This window comes from Shewanella marina JCM 15074, from assembly GCF_000614975.1.
Classification (GTDB): domain Bacteria; phylum Pseudomonadota; class Gammaproteobacteria; order Enterobacterales; family Shewanellaceae; genus Shewanella; species Shewanella marina.
In genome coordinates this window covers 1-17,314 of record NZ_BALM01000013.1, presented here as the reverse complement: position 1 = coordinate 17,314, position 17,314 = coordinate 1, and the positions used below count along the sequence as shown (strand labels likewise).

General features: G+C 41.2%; 11 protein-coding genes and 3 pseudogenes. 12 read left to right on the top strand and 2 right to left on the bottom strand.

The window, feature by feature from the left end; all coding sequences use genetic code 11:
* Nucleotides 1-279 precede the first annotated feature (279 nt).
* The 5 genes and pseudogenes from JCM15074_RS11140 to JCM15074_RS21885 all read left to right on the top strand — a co-directional run bounded on the left by JCM15074_RS11140 (nt 280) and on the right by JCM15074_RS21885 (nt 6,977).
* Complete coding sequence (locus tag JCM15074_RS11140) at nt 280-558, top strand: hypothetical protein (protein ID WP_148300780.1); 279 nt, start codon at nt 280-282, stop codon at nt 556-558.
* Between the two features lie 228 nt (nt 559-786).
* Entirely contained in the window at nt 787-2,172 is a 1,386-nt protein-coding gene (locus JCM15074_RS11135; protein WP_025821271.1) for a TolC family protein, read from the top strand.
* Nucleotides 2,173-2,177: 5 nt separating this feature from the next.
* Nucleotides 2,178-2,972, top strand: coding sequence for a heavy metal-binding domain-containing protein (locus JCM15074_RS24570; RefSeq protein WP_199899796.1), 795 nt, complete (start codon nt 2,178-2,180; stop codon nt 2,970-2,972).
* Entirely contained in the window at nt 2,969-3,868 is a 900-nt protein-coding gene (locus JCM15074_RS24565) for a copper-binding protein (protein WP_199899795.1), read from the top strand. The genes JCM15074_RS24570 and JCM15074_RS24565 overlap by 4 nt, the downstream gene beginning before the upstream one ends.
* A pseudogene (locus JCM15074_RS21885) lies at nt 3,865-6,977 on the top strand (efflux RND transporter permease subunit). The gene JCM15074_RS24565 and the pseudogene JCM15074_RS21885 overlap by 4 nt, the downstream one beginning before the upstream one ends.
* Nucleotides 6,978-7,045: 68 nt before the next feature.
* On the opposite strand, the gene norW reads toward JCM15074_RS21885, so the two are convergent.
* On the bottom strand, nt 7,046-8,185 hold the full coding sequence (norW, locus tag JCM15074_RS21880; protein WP_037469615.1) for an NADH:flavorubredoxin reductase NorW: 1,140 nt from the start codon (nt 8,183-8,185) through the stop codon (nt 7,046-7,048).
* Nucleotides 8,185-9,654: an anaerobic nitric oxide reductase flavorubredoxin gene (norV, locus tag JCM15074_RS11115; RefSeq protein WP_025821270.1), complete on the bottom strand. Its 1,470-nt coding sequence runs from the start codon at nt 9,652-9,654 to the stop codon at nt 8,185-8,187. Before norV ends, norW begins: the two co-directional genes overlap by 1 nt.
* A 191-nt stretch (nt 9,655-9,845) precedes the next feature.
* Between norV and norR the strand changes: the two genes are divergently transcribed.
* From norR to JCM15074_RS24195, 7 genes and pseudogenes are all read left to right on the top strand, one after another.
* Nucleotides 9,846-11,384, top strand: coding sequence for a nitric oxide reductase transcriptional regulator NorR (norR, locus tag JCM15074_RS11110; RefSeq protein ID WP_025821269.1), 1,539 nt, complete (start codon nt 9,846-9,848; stop codon nt 11,382-11,384).
* A gap of 888 nt (nt 11,385-12,272) precedes the next feature.
* Nucleotides 12,273-14,324 carry a multiheme c-type cytochrome gene (locus JCM15074_RS11105; RefSeq protein ID WP_025821268.1) on the top strand — a complete coding sequence of 684 codons (2,052 nt, stop codon included), beginning with the start codon at nt 12,273-12,275 and terminating at the stop codon, nt 14,322-14,324.
* Between the two features lie 66 nt (nt 14,325-14,390).
* Entirely contained in the window at nt 14,391-14,819 is a 429-nt protein-coding gene (locus JCM15074_RS11100; RefSeq protein ID WP_025821267.1) for a rhodanese-like domain-containing protein, read from the top strand.
* 58 nt (nt 14,820-14,877) lie between these two features.
* Entirely contained in the window at nt 14,878-15,648 is a 771-nt protein-coding gene (locus tag JCM15074_RS11095) for an FKBP-type peptidyl-prolyl cis-trans isomerase (RefSeq protein WP_148300779.1), read from the top strand.
* A gap of 39 nt (nt 15,649-15,687) precedes the next feature.
* Nucleotides 15,688-16,404 (top strand): hypothetical protein, encoded by a 717-nt coding sequence (locus tag JCM15074_RS11090; protein ID WP_025821265.1) that lies wholly within the window; start codon nt 15,688-15,690, stop codon nt 16,402-16,404.
* A 75-nt stretch (nt 16,405-16,479) separates the two neighbouring features.
* Nucleotides 16,480-17,189, top strand: a pseudogene (locus JCM15074_RS21875) (4Fe-4S dicluster domain-containing protein).
* A 2-nt stretch (nt 17,190-17,191) separates the two neighbouring features.
* A pseudogene (locus JCM15074_RS24195) lies at nt 17,192-17,314 on the top strand (NrfD/PsrC family molybdoenzyme membrane anchor subunit); the annotation flags it as partial.

The following is a 17,314-nucleotide window of genomic DNA, read 5'->3' as shown; positions in this document are numbered from 1 at the left end:
TGAATAAGTCGTCATTGCTTGGTCATATTTATTAGCTTAAAACGTCCAAAATAAATGTTAATACTAAGTTACAACAATCACTTACTACTAAAAACTTCTAAATTAGAACTTGCGTCAGTTTTACTTACAGGTTAGTTTGTTACAAATTGTCACTAAAGGCGTTTTGTTAGGATGCACAATAAACATCTTCACAATACATGGATCTCAAGTTTAATACTTATAGCCATTTTGCTATCAAGTATAGCTTCGAGCACGCCTTTAAAACCGATGCGCATGAATATGTCCACCTCTTCAGCATCGACAATGCAAATGCAAACAACGGATGAATTTTGTCATGAAATGACACCCAGCCAACAATTAGATAACCATTGCAATAAAAAGAATGTTGATATGGATATCTGTTGTTCGATTGTTTTTGCATCAGTATTTATCTTTATCTCTAATCTACTACTAAATCATTTCCGTCCATCAAGTTTTGGGCTACTGGCAGTTGAACCAACACACCGTCAAATTAGCCGTTCAAGCTCCCTTTTTCGCCCTCCAATCTTCAATAGCTGATTAATTTTATTCGCTACTTCACGGCTAAAACCACAAGTAGTAATTAATCACGCCTTACGTTTTTCTAATCATTTATTTTTAAGATAAACACGAGGTTTCGTACGCTTAATCGTTGTATTAACGCATTATAATTAGCGATATTTTATAGTCTTTGGCAAGATTGTAACTTTTTATCGGCTATCTATAAGTAAAAATAACGAGCGTACATACTGCAACTTGGATTGCATTATGAAGATAAAACCAACGCTATTAACATTGGCACTTAGCTTAATAGGGGTAATCTCATTACCTTCGCTGGCCGCCGATAACATCACCGCCCCCAATCAGGTATTAATACTTAAGCCTCGTTTAGAACAGCTGATCCAAACGGCACTAACAACAGACTTAGGCCGAGATCAACTCTTAATAAAATCACAAGCAATGCGTGAAACAAGTATTGCTGCAGCCAGCTTACCAGATCCTAAATTAAAAATAGGCTTCAGTGGTTTACCCACTAATAGCTTTGCTTTTAATCAAGATCCTATGACCACGATTTCAATTGGAGCGTCACAGCAATTTGGACGAGGATCAACCTTGCCTTTGCAACAACAAAAGATTCAGCAGCAAGCGGATACGGTTTTGGATCAAGCAGATGTTCGTGCATTAACTGTTACCCAAAATATGACGCAATTATGGTTAGAGCTCGGTTATCAACAGCAGTTACAACAAATTTTACGGCAAAACCTAACGCTGATGAAGCAGCTGGTGAGCTCTATCCGCATCAATTATGCCATTGGAAAAAGTCCCTCTCAGGATCTATTACAGGGCCAATTACAGGTCAGTAAAATAGAGGAACAATTGCAAGCAAATCAACAACGACAGCAAACCATAATGGCACAATTATCAGAGTGGCTTGGCAGTCGTTGGCTAACCCAAAACACTATCATTGATGCAACAAATACCCTGCATTGGCAAAAATTGATGCAACTTATGGGGCAACTCAGTAATCCATCAGAGCGTTATCAGCTACTGCGCCATAACCCAATGGTCACCGCAGCAGAAACAGCAATATCGGCACAAACCACCCAAATTGCGATTAGTGAACAAGCATATAAACCTCAGTTTGGCGTTGATCTTATGTATGGCGCCCGTCAAGCAAGCAATATGGCTGGCCAACCGGTAGCCGATGTCGTTAGCGCCTTTGTCACCATGGATCTGCCGTTATTTACCAGTAATCGTCAAAATCGTAATCGTAATGCGGCCAAGTATCAGGAGCAAGCAGCCAAGCTGCAACGAGATCTGTTATTACAGCAAATGAATGCCAAATTAGATGCATTACTTGCCACAAGAACCCAACAGCAACAACGTCTTAATCAATATCAAACGGTATTAATTAAACAAGCTCAAGAGCGCACTAAAGCTGTAGAGCGAGGCTACAAAAATGGTACCTCACGTTTCGATGATGTCATTAACGCCAGCCGTGATGAACTGGATTTAGCCACGGCACAAGCGCGTTTAACCACAGACTTAAGCTTAACAGACAATAATTTGGCCTATTTACTCAATAGTTACGACTATCAGCCTCATTTAACCACTTTTACAGCAAATCTCTCACAGCAATTGGGCACGAGGTAATCATCATGAAAACAATAAAAGTAGCAGTATCAAGTTTAGTTATTGGCATGACATTAGCTGTTGTAAGTTATCAATATTTATTACCTAGTGCACACGCATCAACAGCATCAGTCACGCCTAAGCCGCTATATTGGGTTGCACCTATGGATCCTAAATATAAACGCGATAAACCAGGAAAATCACCGATGGGAATGGATCTAGTGCCTGTTTATGGCGAAAGTGATACTAGCCAAGATCCCGCAGGTACCGTCAAAATTGATCCCACAGTTGAAAACAACTTAGGGGTAACAACTGCAATGGTGAAGTTTGCCCCGCTGACTCCATCCATTAATACTGTCGGCTATATTAACTTTGATCAAAGCCATATATGGCAAATCAATACTCGTGTCAGTGGTTGGATTGAAAAAAGCAATGTCAGTGCCATTGGCGATAAGGTGAATAAGGGACAGCTACTCTTTAGCCTCTATTCCCCTGAGTTAGTCAAAGCTCAAGAAGAATTACTGCAAGCAAAGCGTAGTGGTAATCAATATTTAACTAAAGCAGCAACTGAACGACTGCTTGCTTTAGGTGTTGATGCTTTGCAAATTAAGCAGATATTAAGTGCAGGGAAAGCAAGCCGAAATATTGCAATTAAGGCTCTTGATGATGGTGTAATTACCAGCCTCAATATTCGCGAAGGTGGTTATTTAACCCCTGCTCAAATTGCAATAAAAGTGGCGTCTTTAAATCAGGTGTGGGTTACCGCAGAAGTATTCGATCACCAAGCTACTGGCTGGATAAAAATAGTCGTGCAACCATGACACTAGATGCTATTCCAGATCGCCAATGGCAAGGCAAGATCAACTATATTGAGCCAGTATTAGATCCGATCACCAGAACCTTACAAGTACGGATCACTTTCCCCAATCCAAACAACCAGCTTAAACCTAATATGTTTGCCAATATCCATCTACAGTCAATGGCGCAGCAAGCAGTACTGAGCGTGCCATTTGAAGCGGTTATTCGTTCAGGAAATATGACCCGAGTCGTACTCGCTGAGGGCAATGGTAAATATCGATCTGTTCGAATCAAAGTGGGTCGTGAGGCCGATAATCGAGTCGAAGTCTTACAAGGACTAACGAAACAAGATCGAGTCGTTACCTCTGCTCAATTCTTATTAGATTCAGAGTCTAGTCAAACCGCAGACTTAGCACGTATCAGCAGTCCTGCCCCAAAAATGGATATGGTTTGGGGTCAGGGTATCGTCACTAAAATCATGCCTAATCACCATATGATAACGATCAAACATCAAGCCATTGCTAAGTGGAATTGGCCAGCAATGACCATGAATTTTAACCTTGCTAATAACCTCTCATTGCAAAAGATAACCACTGGAGAAAATATTGATTTTGAAATCATGAAAATGCCAGATGGCCAATATCAAGTGGTGAACTACAAAAGTAAAGCACCACAAACAACCAACCAAGTATGGTTAAGTGGTGAAATTAAGATGTTAATGCCAGCTTCAAATATGATCAGTATCGAGCATAAGGCAATGAATAAATGGCAACTCGCAGCAGGAGAAATGTATTTTACCAATACTCATGATGTTGATTTAAACCAATTTGAAACTGGTCAGAAAATTCAATTTTTAGTCGAAAAAAACGGTGCTAATTATAGTCTTAAACAACTAAAGCCAATGGGGGTTAAGCCATGATCCCACTGATTATCCGCTGGTCGATCAAAAATCGATTATTGATCTTAATTGCCACACTTTTGCTCACTTTAGCTGGTTTATATAGCGTTAAAAATACGCCCGTAGATGCTTTACCTGATCTCTCTGATGTACAGGTTATTATTAAAACCAGTTATCCCGGTCAGGCACCACAAGTGTTGAAGATCAAGTGACCTATCCATTAACCACTGCAATGTTGGCAGTACCAGGTGCGGTTACGGTACGAGGCTATTCCTATTTTGGTGACTCCTATGTTTATGTCATTTTTAATGACAAAACGGATATGTATTGGGCTCGTTCACGCGTATTAGAGTATTTAAGCCAAATAAAATCGAAATTACCCTCTGGAGTACAGCCAACATTAGGGCCTGATGCGACTGGTGTCGGTTGGGTTTATAGTTATGTATTACAAGATAAAAGTGGTAAACATAATCTCGCTCAATTAACCAGTTTACAAAATTGGTTCTTAAAATATGAGCTGCAAACCGTTGATGGTGTTTCTGAAGTAGCAACTGCAGGGGGAATGGTAAAGCAATATCAGATCCAAATAGATCCCAATAAACTGCGAGCTTATGACGTTACACTACAACAAATTAAAACGGCTATTCAAGATGGTAATCAAGAAACGGGTGCCTCAGTTATTGAAGTTGCTGAAGCTGAACATATGGTACGCACCAGTGGCTATTTAACCAGTATTGCTGATATTAAATCGATACCGTTAAAAGTAACACCGACAGGGACACCACTGTTACTTGGTGATATTGCCAATGTTACCCTTGGTCCACAGATGCGCCGTGGTATTTCAGAATTTAACGGTGAAGGAGAAGCGGTTGGTGGCATCATTATCATGCGTTTTGGTGAAAATGCCAGTCAAGTCATCGCTAATGTTAAAACCAAGTTAGCTGAACTGCAACGCAGCTTGCCTGCAGGAGTCAAAATTGTCACCACTTATGATCGCTCGACATTGATCAATAATGCGGTTGATAATTTATGGCAAAAATTGGCAGAGGAGTTCCTCGTTGTTGCCGTAGTTTGTGCCCTATTTTTATTCCATATTCGTTCATCACTCGTCATTGCTATCAGTTTACCTATCGGTATTTTAGCGGCCTTTATCATGATGCATCTGCAAGGTATTAATGCCAATATCATGTCGCTTGGCGGCATTGCCATAGCCATTGGTGCGATGGTTGATGGTGCAATTGTGATGATTGAAAATGTGCATAAACATATCGAGCGCACGCCATTAACCGATGAAAATCGTTGGCAAGTGATCAGTAAAGCAGCCGAAGAGGTCGGTGCTCCACTTTTCTTTTCACTCTTAATCATTACCCTCAGCTTTGTGCCAATATTTGCCCTACAAGGTCAAGAAGGGAAGATGTTTGCGCCGTTAGCTTATACCAAGTCTTATGCAATGGCGGCATCAGCTGGATTAGCGATCACCCTAATTCCAGTATTAATGGGCTACTTTATCCGCGGTAAAATCTTACCTGAACGTAAAAATCCCATTAATAGAGCCTTAATAGCCATCTACCGTCCACTACTTAATATCAGTTTAAAATATCCAAAAACGATTATCGTAACGGCCTTAATACTGATGGCATCAGCCTATTACCCAATGACTCAACTCGGTAGCGAATTTATTCCGCCACTAGATGAAGGGGATTTGATGTACATGCCAACAACCTATCCGGGGATCTCCATCGGTAAAGCAAGGGAGCTACTGCAACAAACAGATAAGCTGATAAAAACAGTACCTGAAGTTAAAACGGTTTGGGGCAAAGTGGGTCGAGCTAATACGGCTACCGATGCTGCACCACTAACGATGATCGAAACTGTCATCCAACTCAAGCCACACGATCAATGGCGCAAGGGAGTCACCACCGATTCACTACGAGCTCAATTAAATAAATTGATCCAGTTCCCCGGTGTAACCAATGCTTGGGTTATGCCAATTAAAACACGTATCGATATGTTAGCAACTGGGATTAAAACCCCCTTGGGAATTAAAATTGCTGGTCCAGATCTTAAGGTGATCGAAAAAATAGGATCTCAGCTAGAGCCGATCCTTAATAAGATCCAAGGAACAACCTCAGTTTATGCTGAACGTGTTGCTGGCGGCCGTTATGTAACGATCGATATTAAACGATTACAAGCTGCACGTTATGGTCTTTCGATCAAAACCATTCAACAAATTATCGCTACTGCAGTCGGTGGTATGGATGTGGGTGAAACAGTTGAAGGACTCGAGCGTTATCCTATCAATGTACGTTATCCGCAAGATTACCGAGATTCAGTCGCTAAATTGCAGAATTTACCACTGGTTACCGCATCTGGTGCACGTATTGTTTTAGCTGATGTTGCCAATATTCGTTATGAAGATGGCCCTCCAATGATCAAAACCGAAAATGCGCGTCCCAATGGTTGGGTTTATGTCGATATAAATAATCGCGATCTCGGCTCTTATGTTACTGATGCACAACAAGCGGTTGCGAAACAGTTGGTACTACCTGCGGGTTATTCACTTGCATGGTCAGGTCAATATGAATATATGCAACGCGCAAAAGCACGCTTGAGCATCGTTATGCCAGTCACTTTAGTGATTATTATGCTGCTACTTTATTTAAGTTTTCGTAGTATTAAAGAGGTTTTCATTATTATGGCAACGCTACCATTAGCGATGGTGGGTGGTTTATGGCTGATGTTAGCGCTTGATTATAATTTCTCTATTGCAGTCGGTGTTGGCTTTATTGCACTTTCAGGGGTAGCCGTTGAAATTGGTGTCATTATGCTGGTTTACTTAAATCAAGCTTGGCAACATAAAAAACAACTCTCATCTTTACAAACATTAACAGACCAAGATCTACAACATGCCATTCATGAAGGTGCTGGATTACGTGTACGTCCCGTGATGATGACAGTATTAACCGTCATCATTGGTTTAATTCCAATTATGTATGGCAGCGGTACGGGATCAGCGATCATGCAACGCATTGCTGCGCCTATGATTGGTGGTATGGCATCAGCATTAATTCTGACATTGTTGGTCTTGCCAGCCATATTCAAATTATGGAAAAGTCGTGAATTGAAGTAATTAAAAGTTAAATAGATAAAGCCCATTACAGCGTGCTGTCATGGGCTTTTATACTCAAGAAACAACCGTTATTGTATCGATTTTAATAAACTAAACGCTTTACTGGTATGTTGATGCGTCACAATAAAACCAATCGCTTGATTGTCACTATTGTAAGCATTCGCCAATATTCCCTCATGGTTAATCTCTAATTGCCAACGTGCTACCGTTTTACTGGTATTACCCGCCAGTTGGATCGGAAAATTCGGCGTTTTAATTTTGATCATCATCGCCGCTAATTTAAGTTCTGCCGCTTGATCAAATAACACTTTCGCTAGGGTATTGGCGCTTAAAATGATCGGCTGTAAAAAGGCCTGCAATTGACCATTTATTTCAGCACAGTCACCTAAGGCATAGACATTTTTAGCCGAAGTTTGTAGTTGATTATCAACCACAATGCCACGATTGGTGCTGATGTTCGCGGCCTGCGCCAGTTGTATATTGGGCTTTAATCCTGCTGCACAAATCACACTATCAACCGTATATTGTCTGCCAAACTGAGTGGTCACCAATAAACAAGTATTTGGCAATAATTCAATATCAACAACCCAATCAGCCAATGCTAACTGGATATTATCTTGACTGAGTTGCTCCTCTAGCGCGACAGCAACTTGGCTCGGCAGTAGATTCGCTAATATGTGTCGATTGGGTTCAACCAAGGTTACTTGACGTCCGGCTGTCGCCAAATCCATTGCAAACTCAACCCCGATTAAACCGCCACCAATAATCAATACTCGTTGTGCCTGACTCAGCTTTTGTTGGGCACGTTGATATTCAGCTAAACTATTTAGCGTAATCACTTGGTTGATACCACTGCCACTCATATTGGGTATAAATGGCTGTGCACCAGTCGCAAAAATTAATTTGCTGTAAGCATAGCACTGGCCATTGGCTGATATTTGCTGAGCCTTGGTATCAATAGATTCAACCTCGGTATAAGCATATAACTGCACATTAAATTGTGCCGCAAATTCAATACCACTGACTTTAACAAGCGATGCTGCCGTTTGTTGTTTACTGAATACATGACTTAAATCCGGTTTATTGTATTCATCGCCACTATCACGACTAAATACTTGGATCGGATCGGTTGATCCCATGCGACGCATCGTTTTGATCAATTGGTAAGCGGCAAAGCCGCTACCAATAATAATGATTGGCTGTTTCATTACACCGCCTTATTGATCAATTCAACAAAGACTTCTTTGCCCAAATGACACTCTGGACATAAGAAATCATCAGGCACAGCAGACCATGGTGTCCCCGCAGCCACTTGCTGATTAGGTTCACCGATTGCAGGATCATAGATCCAATTACAAACACTGCAGATCATGCATTGGCAATCAGCAGGATGATCATTAGCAGCAGCTTGAATTTGAGGTGCATCAACCAGCACTTCTGCTTCACGATTCACAAAAATAGGGGCAACTTGAGTCAGATCATGTAATGCCCATTGTTTAGCGATCTGCTGCCCATGTTCACGACACACTTGCATTGCTTTACCATCAGGACGCCATTTTGCTTTCAAGCCTAATGTAGTGTCGAAACCAGCATCAGTTAACCGTGTATGAATGCGATCAACCGCGCCACCATTCCAACCAAAGCTACCAAATGCCCCTGCTTTTTTGGCTTTAAAACGCAGCCCTGTAATCTCTTCTAACATACCTGCGATTTTTGGCATCATCACATTGTTCATGGTTGATGATCCGACAAGGATCCCTTTTGAACGAAAGATATTAGATAAGATCTCATTCTTATCATGACGTGAAACATTAAATACTTTAACCGCCACACTAGGATCCACATCATGGATCCCTTGTGCGATCGCATCAGCCATCATACGGGTATTATTTGACATTGAATCATAGAAAATAGTGATGCGATCTTCTTGATAATCACTAGCCCACTCTAGGTATTTATGAATAATTTGAGTTGGATTATCACGCCATACAATGCCATGTGAAGTGGCGATCATATCAACGGGTAAATTAAAGCTCAGTACCTCTTTGATTTTAGCCACAACCAAGCTACTAAATGGGGTAAGAATGTTGGCGTAATAACGTAGGCACTGCTCCATTAACTCGTGCTGATCAACTTCATCATTAAACAGATGCTCATCACAATAGTGCTGACCAAATGCATCATTACTAAATAACACGGCATCGCCAGTTAAATAGGTCATCATGCTATCTGGCCAATGCAACATTGGCGACTCAACAAAAATAAGTTGTTTGCCGTTGCCAATATCAAGCGTGTCTCCAGTTCTGACCACATGAAAATTCCACTCAGGATGGTGATGATGGCCCACAATAGAATCAATGGCATTCTCGGTACAGTAAATCGGCGTGTTAGGAATTTTTGCCATCAAGGCTGTCAGTGCGCCTGAATGATCTTCCTCTGCGTGGTTAATCACAATGTAATCGATACTATTCAGATCAATTTCCATCTCTAGATTTTGCACAAACTGGTGGCTAAACTTATGATCAACAGTATCAATTAAGACCGTTTTTTGTTCACGAATAAGGTAGCTGTTATAGCTGGTGCCTTTGGTCATTTTAAATTCAGTACCATGAAAGTCCTGTACTTCCCAATCACGTTGACCAACCCAATGAATATTGTTTTTAACTAAAATTGTCATGCTATTTACCTTATGGTTACTGCAGAATTAAATGATTTCTGTCTTGTATATAGCATTGACCGTGCCAAGTTTTTTATATGTTATTTTTCAATTAGTTACTATTTTAGTAAAATTATTATTGTATAAATGACAACGCTTTACATTTGTATAAATGACACTACAATTGTAAAAAACACAATATGGTTGATATTATGCTTAAACATCTTGATGACTGGCTTCAAATCGCACTGGATCTCACCTCGGGTCTCTCGAACCAAGATCGATTTGAGCGGCTATTAGCAACCATCAAACTCGCGCTAAAATGCGATGCCTCGGCATTACTGTCTTTCCAGCAACAACAATTTACGCCATTAGCAATTAATGGCTTATACCATGAGGTCTTAGGTCGGCGTTTTAATATTGCAGAGCACCCAAGGTTAGAAGCGATTGCCAGAGCGGGCGACATTGTTAGATTTCCATCTGACTGTGCACTGCCAGATCCTTATGACGGCTTAATCAGCAATCATGAGCAACATTTGCAGGTGCATTCCTGTATCGGCTTACCCTTAATGATTAATGATCGACTCATTGGCGCAATTACTATCGATGCCTTTGACCCTAACCAGTTTGCTCAGCTATCTAACCATCATCTACGCGTCATTAGTGCACTTGCGGCTAGCAGTCTACAAACGGCGTTATTACTTGAGCAGTTAGAAAATCAAACTGGCATGACGGTCGAGCCCACCGCCTTTAATCAAAAACCGCAAACCATGATTGGCCAATCTGCACCTATGCTGGAATTAAAGGCCCATATCAACGCGGTTGCTAAAACAGATTTATCAGTCTTAATCATGGGCGAAACGGGAGTCGGTAAAGAGTTGGTCGCTACTGCGGTACATAATCAATCCAATCGCAGTAACCATAATTTGGTTTATTTAAATTGCGCCGCCCTACCCGAGTCAGTCGCTGAGAGTGAACTATTTGGTCACATTAAAGGGGCTTTTACTGGCGCAATTAGCCACCGCAAAGGTAAATTTGAATCGGCTGATAATGGCACTCTATTTTTAGATGAAATTGGTGAGTTATCGCTAGCCTTACAGGCCAAACTATTGCGGGTGTTACAGTATGGCGATATTCAACGTGTCGGCTCTGATAACACCATAAAAGTAAATACGCGGATTGTGGCCGCCACTAATCGTAATATGGCGGATGAAGTTAAAGCCGGACGTTTTAGAGCCGACTTATATCATCGTCTAAGTGTGTTCCCACTATTTGTGCCACCACTGCGAGATAGAGACCAAGATTTAATGTTGTTAGCAGGTTTTTTTGCTGAACGCTGCCAGCATAAATTGGCGATCAGTAAATTAAGTTTTGCTCCTGCAACAATGGAAAAATTACGCACTTACACATGGCCCGGTAATGTGCGCGAATTGGAGCATATGATTAATCGTGCGGCGGTACTGGCAAAAGCTGAAACACCTGCCAATCAAGTGATTTTACAGCCGCATCATTTTGAATTGAATCAGCCAATCGTTAATGATAAAGATATTGATAACACCAACATATCAACACAGGTCATCAATAGTATCGACACCAATATCGGACTAAAAGCGGCAATGCAACAATTCCAGCATGACTACATCGCCTCGGTGAATAATCAACAGCAAGGTAACTGGGCAGCTACGGCCAGAATTTTACAAGTTGATAGCGGTAATTTGCATCGTTTAGCCAAGCGCTTAAAACTGAAATAGCATCAATTTATTTAATCGCCAAAAATAATCTATATTATTGCCATAACATTTCATGCTTAATGGCTCATGGCTCACATCCATGAGCCATTATGCATATACTGAATAAAAAAATTAGCTCAAACTCTTTTATTAAGATAAAGATACTGCAGTAAGTGCTAACAATAGTAAATTTAGCTTTATTAAAGTTTGTGAAATCAATAAATAGTCACTAAGCAGAACCACTATTCATCACCGCCTAGTGCAATAAACTTATCCTACGTCACCAGAAAGCTCATCAGAGTACTCTTGCTAAACAACAATCAACTGATCCAGTTATAATTTGCAGACAGCTAAATATCAGCATAGTAGCTATTGCTTATCTAATTGATTTCTAATTGTAAACATTGATAACTCTAGGACTATATGGCCTATAAGCAATCGAACGACAGCCATAGATACTGCAATCATCTCTTTCATTGTTAACATAGAACGACTCAACAAGAATGAACTTCCAATTAATCGAACATGGCTTTATTCGTAAATAATGCACACTTCGCAAAATTTTGGATGACAAAGTACAAGCGAATTGCCGCATTTAATAGAATGATTCATCAATTCGTTAATTATCATATTTTCATATAGTTTAAAGCCTAAATTTGAGCTATATCACACCTTTTTCTGGGCAATTTTGCATCTAAAAAACACTCACCACACATAACATAACCACATGAATTTATTACATTAATAACTTTCACAAACCTCAAAAAACATACCCCAATTCTTTTTGTGGTTTAGTTCCGATTTTTTTCACCTCTATTTATTAAAAATAGCCGCCACAGCTTAATTGTTTGTGTTGTTTGGTAAACAGTTCTGCTTAATAAAAATACTAATAGTAATTAGGAGTGAATGATGAAACGATGGAAAAGCAAAACAGCGCTAAGCGTCTTGTTTTGTCTGGGAGCAGCAGGCATGTCATCTGCGATGGCTGCTGAAAAACCAGGCTATGGCAACCAACAACAAACAGCTACTAGCCAACAAATTATTGCTAACCCAGATCTAACAGAGCAATCTAAAGGTGTTAAATCTCTGCAAGATTTTATCGTGCAAGAGCAAGAACTTTTTGATTTCCTGTTCCAAAACCATCCTGTATTTCAGTACGCTGAAGAAGGTCGTTTAAAGGGTACTTATAAGGTTTCTGACCGTGGTCAAGAGTATTTAGAAGAAGGTAATAGCTTAACTTATTCTAAGTACAGCAATGCATTGCATGGTGAAAAGCGTCCAATGGCGATCCAGTATCGTTTAGGCGAGAAATCAATTCTTGATTTCCCTAACAAGTTCGTAGGTCCTGAGAAGTGTGGTGAATGTCACGCGGCTCAATACGAAAAGTGGAAGCGTTCTCGTCACGCTCAATTCCTTCGTTTCCCTGGTGACCATCCAGAAGTTGATAACGATATCGAAAGAACCATGTATGACACCAAGGATACTTCTATCCTGCCTGATGGTGTAACACCAGACATGATCTACGCAACGATTGGTACACCACGTACTAAATATGGTTTCTTAGATGCATGGTTAGTACGTGGTACTTACCACGTACGTGACGGTTTACTACGTGACGGCACAGGTACCATGGTTGCGGGTGCTAACCAGTTCTCTCGTGGTTGGGCTGAGTGGTTAACCCCTGAGAAAGCTAGAGAAATCCAAAAAGTTATCCCTACATTCCCAACGACTCTAGCAGAAGTTGGTGATACCGGTTCTCACCAGTGGGGCATGAGCTCATACGGCGCTAAGTATGAGAAGGAATTCTTATTCCAGCCTGCTTCTTCATATTGCGAAATGTGTCATACCTTCAAGTTCGACTTTAAGACTAAAGAAGAATTCTTTGATGCACTTGGCGATGCTAAGAAACTGCAAGAGCACACTATCTCTAAGGGTGTAACTTGTGAAGAGTGTCACGGCGCTGGCGGTCACTTAGATGGCGGTATCGGCGGTGGTATGCCTTCTAACTGTGAACGTTGTCACCAGCGTTTCAACTTCGTTGAAGACTTAGCTAAGACTGACGAAGGTAAAGAAAAGTTAGAGTACGCATTCAACGTGAAGATGAAGTCTTCTTGCCCATCTTGTGGTACTGAAGGTTCTCAGCTATTCGCATCTGCTCACTACGATAAGGGCATGCGTTGTTCTACATGTCACGATCCACATGAAGTAACGTCTAACGATTGGAAGTCTAACTTCTCTAAGCCTGCAATCCGTAAAGATTGTACAGACTGTCACGCTGCACAGAAGTTAATTGCTGACAACAGCGCGACTCACAGCGATCAAACATGTCAATCATGTCACATGCCTAACACAGGTTCTTGTGAGAACTTCACTGGTATGCAGTTCCCTGACATGGCTGGTTTCGACGCGGTACGTCGTGCTCACGTGTGGAAGATTGACGTTCACCCAGAGCGCAAGATGTTGAACCCTCCTGAAGGTCAACCACGTGATGCAGCGGTTAAAGGCTGGTCTGTAGCTAAAGATGAAAACGGTCACCACTACTTAGACTTAATGTGGACTTGTGCTCGTACATCTCCATCTGATATCGACGTTGTAGAAAACAAAGGCTGTCATAGCCCATTCCAATCTGAGCTAGAAGTAGGCATGCACTACGAAGACCAGATGGAAATCTACGGTGAAGTTCAGAAGTGGCAGAAGCCGATCAAGACCACTTATGCAGAAGTTGCATCAGCACTAGAGCGTATCGACCAGTTACTAGAAGTGACTAAGTTAGATGCTGCACAGAAGTCAGAAGTTTACATGCTAACTGAAAAAGCACAGGAAACTTTAGACCTACTAGAAGCTGACGGCTCTTGGGGTGTTCACGGTCCACGTTACACCAAGAAACGTATCGATGCAGCCCACGCTTACGTAACTCAAGCTCAAGCGATCATCGACGGTGCGTTAACAGCTAAAAAGTAATCGCCTAACTTAGGTTATTACATATCACCTCGGTATCTTCGGATACCGAGGTATACAGGGAAAAAAATGAAAAAAACAATCCAACATTGCATGTTTGCTTTAGCACTGATTTTACCAAGTGGTTATGCAGTGGCGGGCGCAGGTGGTGATTTAACACCAGCTCCTCAACATGAGCAGCAATTACATCAAATCTCTATGTTAGAAGCTGACCAACTACTTGGACAAGAAGGCGTTTATTTCTTTGATGTCAACACATTAGAACTTTGGGCTGAAGGAGCTGTTCCTGGTGCCGTATTCTTCAATGTTAAGAACTGGAAAGAACTATTACCTAAGAATAAAGACGCAAAAATGGTGTTTTACTGTGCGAATCGCCTATGTACCGTCAGTAATGTAGCCGCCCGTGAAGTAATGAAATTAGGTTATACCCATGTAATGCAAATGCCTGACGGCATTTATGGTTGGCGTATGTCTGGTCGCCCAACTGAAAAGCTTTAATTTCCTTTTATCAGCAGCAAATTTGATCGCTGTGTGATGTATTTAGATTGAGAACAATATGATGAAAATGACAGCCAAAAAATTAGCACTTGCAAGCTCTATCGCCTTCCTATTTTCTGCCAATGTAATGGCAGCAGAACTAAACTCTGAGCTAGATAAAGAATCTTATTCTGTAGGTGCTTCTGTCGGTAAATACCTATCAAATCAAATCTATTCTCAAACAGAGATGGGTGCTGATATTAACATGGATGTCATGATCGAAGGCTTTGTTGATGCCTTAAAAGATACCAGTGAATTAACTGATGAGCAGGTCGTTGATTACCTGAATAAACGCGGTGAGTTACTGAATAAAAAACGTGAAGCACAGCTTGCCGCTATCATTGAAAAAAATCTAACTGCAAGTAAAGAATTTCTAACTAATAACGCTAAAAAAGATGGCGTTGTGGTGATGGAATCAGGTCTGCAATACGAAGTATTAACTAAAGGCAACGGCCCAATCCCTAAAGCTGAAGACGTAGTCACAGTGAACTACGTAGGCAAGTTAATTGATGGCACTGAATTCGAAAGCACTTATACCCAAAACCGCCCTGCTCGCTTTGCACTAATGAGCGTGATTGAAGGCTGGCAGGAAGGTCTTAAGTTAATGCCACAAGGTTCGACTTACCGTTTAACCATTCCAGCAGAACTCGCTTATGGCAAAGATGGTGCGGGTGCGATCCCTCCACAATCAGCCATCGTATTTGACATTGAACTCGTCAATGTTGAGCAGCCTGGTAACCAAGAGCTACTAAAGACCATTGATGCAATGCAGCTTACTGGTCACAAATAACATCCAATCATAATTAATCAAAGGTAAGTAAGGCGTTTTATGAGCAGTTTAGTCATCGGTATTGCTATCAGTTTATCAAGCTTTGTCGGTTTGATTATTTGGCACCACCAAAAATATATTCGTCTATGCACTGCTACTTCTGAATTTGCTGCCATGGGGCAAAAAATCAGACCTTGCTTACCCATGAATTATGCCAACCGTTTATACCCAAGTTTAATGGTGATTGCGCTAGTCACGTTAAGTTTGGCGATTTATGCCTTGTGTGGTCGCTTTAGCGACTGGGATACAGGTCGTGTTAACGAACAGATTGATTATTTAGTTGCCGCTGAAATCACTAAAAGTAGGCAATCAGTCAATAGTAACCCTGAAGATGAAATTGCATTGCTAAGCCTAGCAGAATCATATGCCGCAGGCGGTATGTACGCTGAATCAGTACAGACCTTAAATCAATTATTACTGCTAAAAGGCGATGATGCAGAGCTATTTGGCATGCAAGCAACCTCAATGTATTACCGAGATGGCAGAACCATTAAGCCTGAAACATCGGTTGTCATTGCTAAAGCATTAACCATACAAAACAATGAATTACAAACCCGTTTATTGCTCGCAACTGATGCATATTTAAATGGGAAATACCAAAAAGCAATCGATAACTGGCAACAACTACTCACAAACAATAGCCAGCCATTTAATCGAGATGCCATTAATAATGCCATTAACAAGGCACAGCAAAAATTAGATGAAGGCAAGTACTAACCTTAGTCCTTGGTTTGATCTTGATATACCCAAATAAATAAAAAACGTCGGTAAAACCGATAGATGGAGGATGTTGTGAGTGAAAATCTAGAGAGACGGAGGTTCCTTAAGTGTGCTGGAGCTGCCCCGTTACTGCTAACGCCTATCGGCTGTTCTTCTGTAAAAGAAGACAAAAACGATCCTAACAAGCCGCATTATGTGATGGTATTTGATCAAAACAAATGTGTGGGTTGTGGCGATTGTAAAACTGCCTGTAATAAGGCGAACAATCTACCGCTGGTCAGTCTCGCGTATTGATGGAGCAGCAATCAGGTGCAGTAGAAGGTCAACCTTGTCCACATTGTGGCAAAACGACTGGCTGTGGTTGTGAGCGTAAGTTCGTCCGTGTTTCTTGTCAGCAATGTAAGAACGCACCTTGTGTCACGGTTTGTCCAACTGGAGCAGCAATGCGTGATCCTAAGACGGGTATCGTGACGATGGATGCTGGTAAGTGCGCAGGTTGTAAGTACTGTATCGGCGCTTGCCCATACAACGCACGTTTCATTAACACTGACACCGATGTGGCTGATAACTGTGACTTCTGCTTGAACTCAAAACTGGCAAAAGGTGAGTTACCTGCATGTGTGCAGCAATGTAAATATGATGCACTTGTGTTTGGTGATGCTAACGATCCTAACTCTTTTGTGAGCAAGTTATTAGCAGTGAAAGACTCTGTGCGCGTTAAGCCACACTTCGGTACTGAGCCAAGCTTACGCTACATTCCTGTAGTGAAACTAGGAGTTTAATCATGGACGGTTCTATCGAGTTTACTTTAGGCCTATCTGAAGGCTTTGCTTGGCCTTGGCCAATCGCAGTTTACCTGTTCTTTGCTGGTATTTCAGGTGGTGCATTAACGGTTGCTTTAGCAATG

Coding starts and splice junctions, on each gene's coding strand:
- JCM15074_RS11140 (WP_148300780.1), top strand. CDS start 280: ATGTCCACCTCTTCAGCATCGACAATGCAAATGCAAACAACGGATGAA.
- JCM15074_RS11135 (WP_025821271.1), top strand. CDS start 787: ATGAAGATAAAACCAACGCTATTAACATTGGCACTTAGCTTAATAGGG.
- JCM15074_RS24570 (WP_199899796.1), top strand. CDS start 2,178: ATGAAAACAATAAAAGTAGCAGTATCAAGTTTAGTTATTGGCATGACA.
- JCM15074_RS24565 (WP_199899795.1), top strand. CDS start 2,969: ATGACACTAGATGCTATTCCAGATCGCCAATGGCAAGGCAAGATCAAC.
- norW (WP_037469615.1), bottom strand. CDS start 8,185: ATGAAACAGCCAATCATTATTATTGGTAGCGGCTTTGCCGCTTACCAA.
- norV (WP_025821270.1), bottom strand. CDS start 9,654: ATGACAATTTTAGTTAAAAACAATATTCATTGGGTTGGTCAACGTGAT.
- norR (WP_025821269.1), top strand. CDS start 9,846: ATGCTTAAACATCTTGATGACTGGCTTCAAATCGCACTGGATCTCACC.
- JCM15074_RS11105 (WP_025821268.1), top strand. CDS start 12,273: ATGAAACGATGGAAAAGCAAAACAGCGCTAAGCGTCTTGTTTTGTCTG.
- JCM15074_RS11100 (WP_025821267.1), top strand. CDS start 14,391: ATGAAAAAAACAATCCAACATTGCATGTTTGCTTTAGCACTGATTTTA.
- JCM15074_RS11095 (WP_148300779.1), top strand. CDS start 14,878: ATGATGAAAATGACAGCCAAAAAATTAGCACTTGCAAGCTCTATCGCC.
- JCM15074_RS11090 (WP_025821265.1), top strand. CDS start 15,688: ATGAGCAGTTTAGTCATCGGTATTGCTATCAGTTTATCAAGCTTTGTC.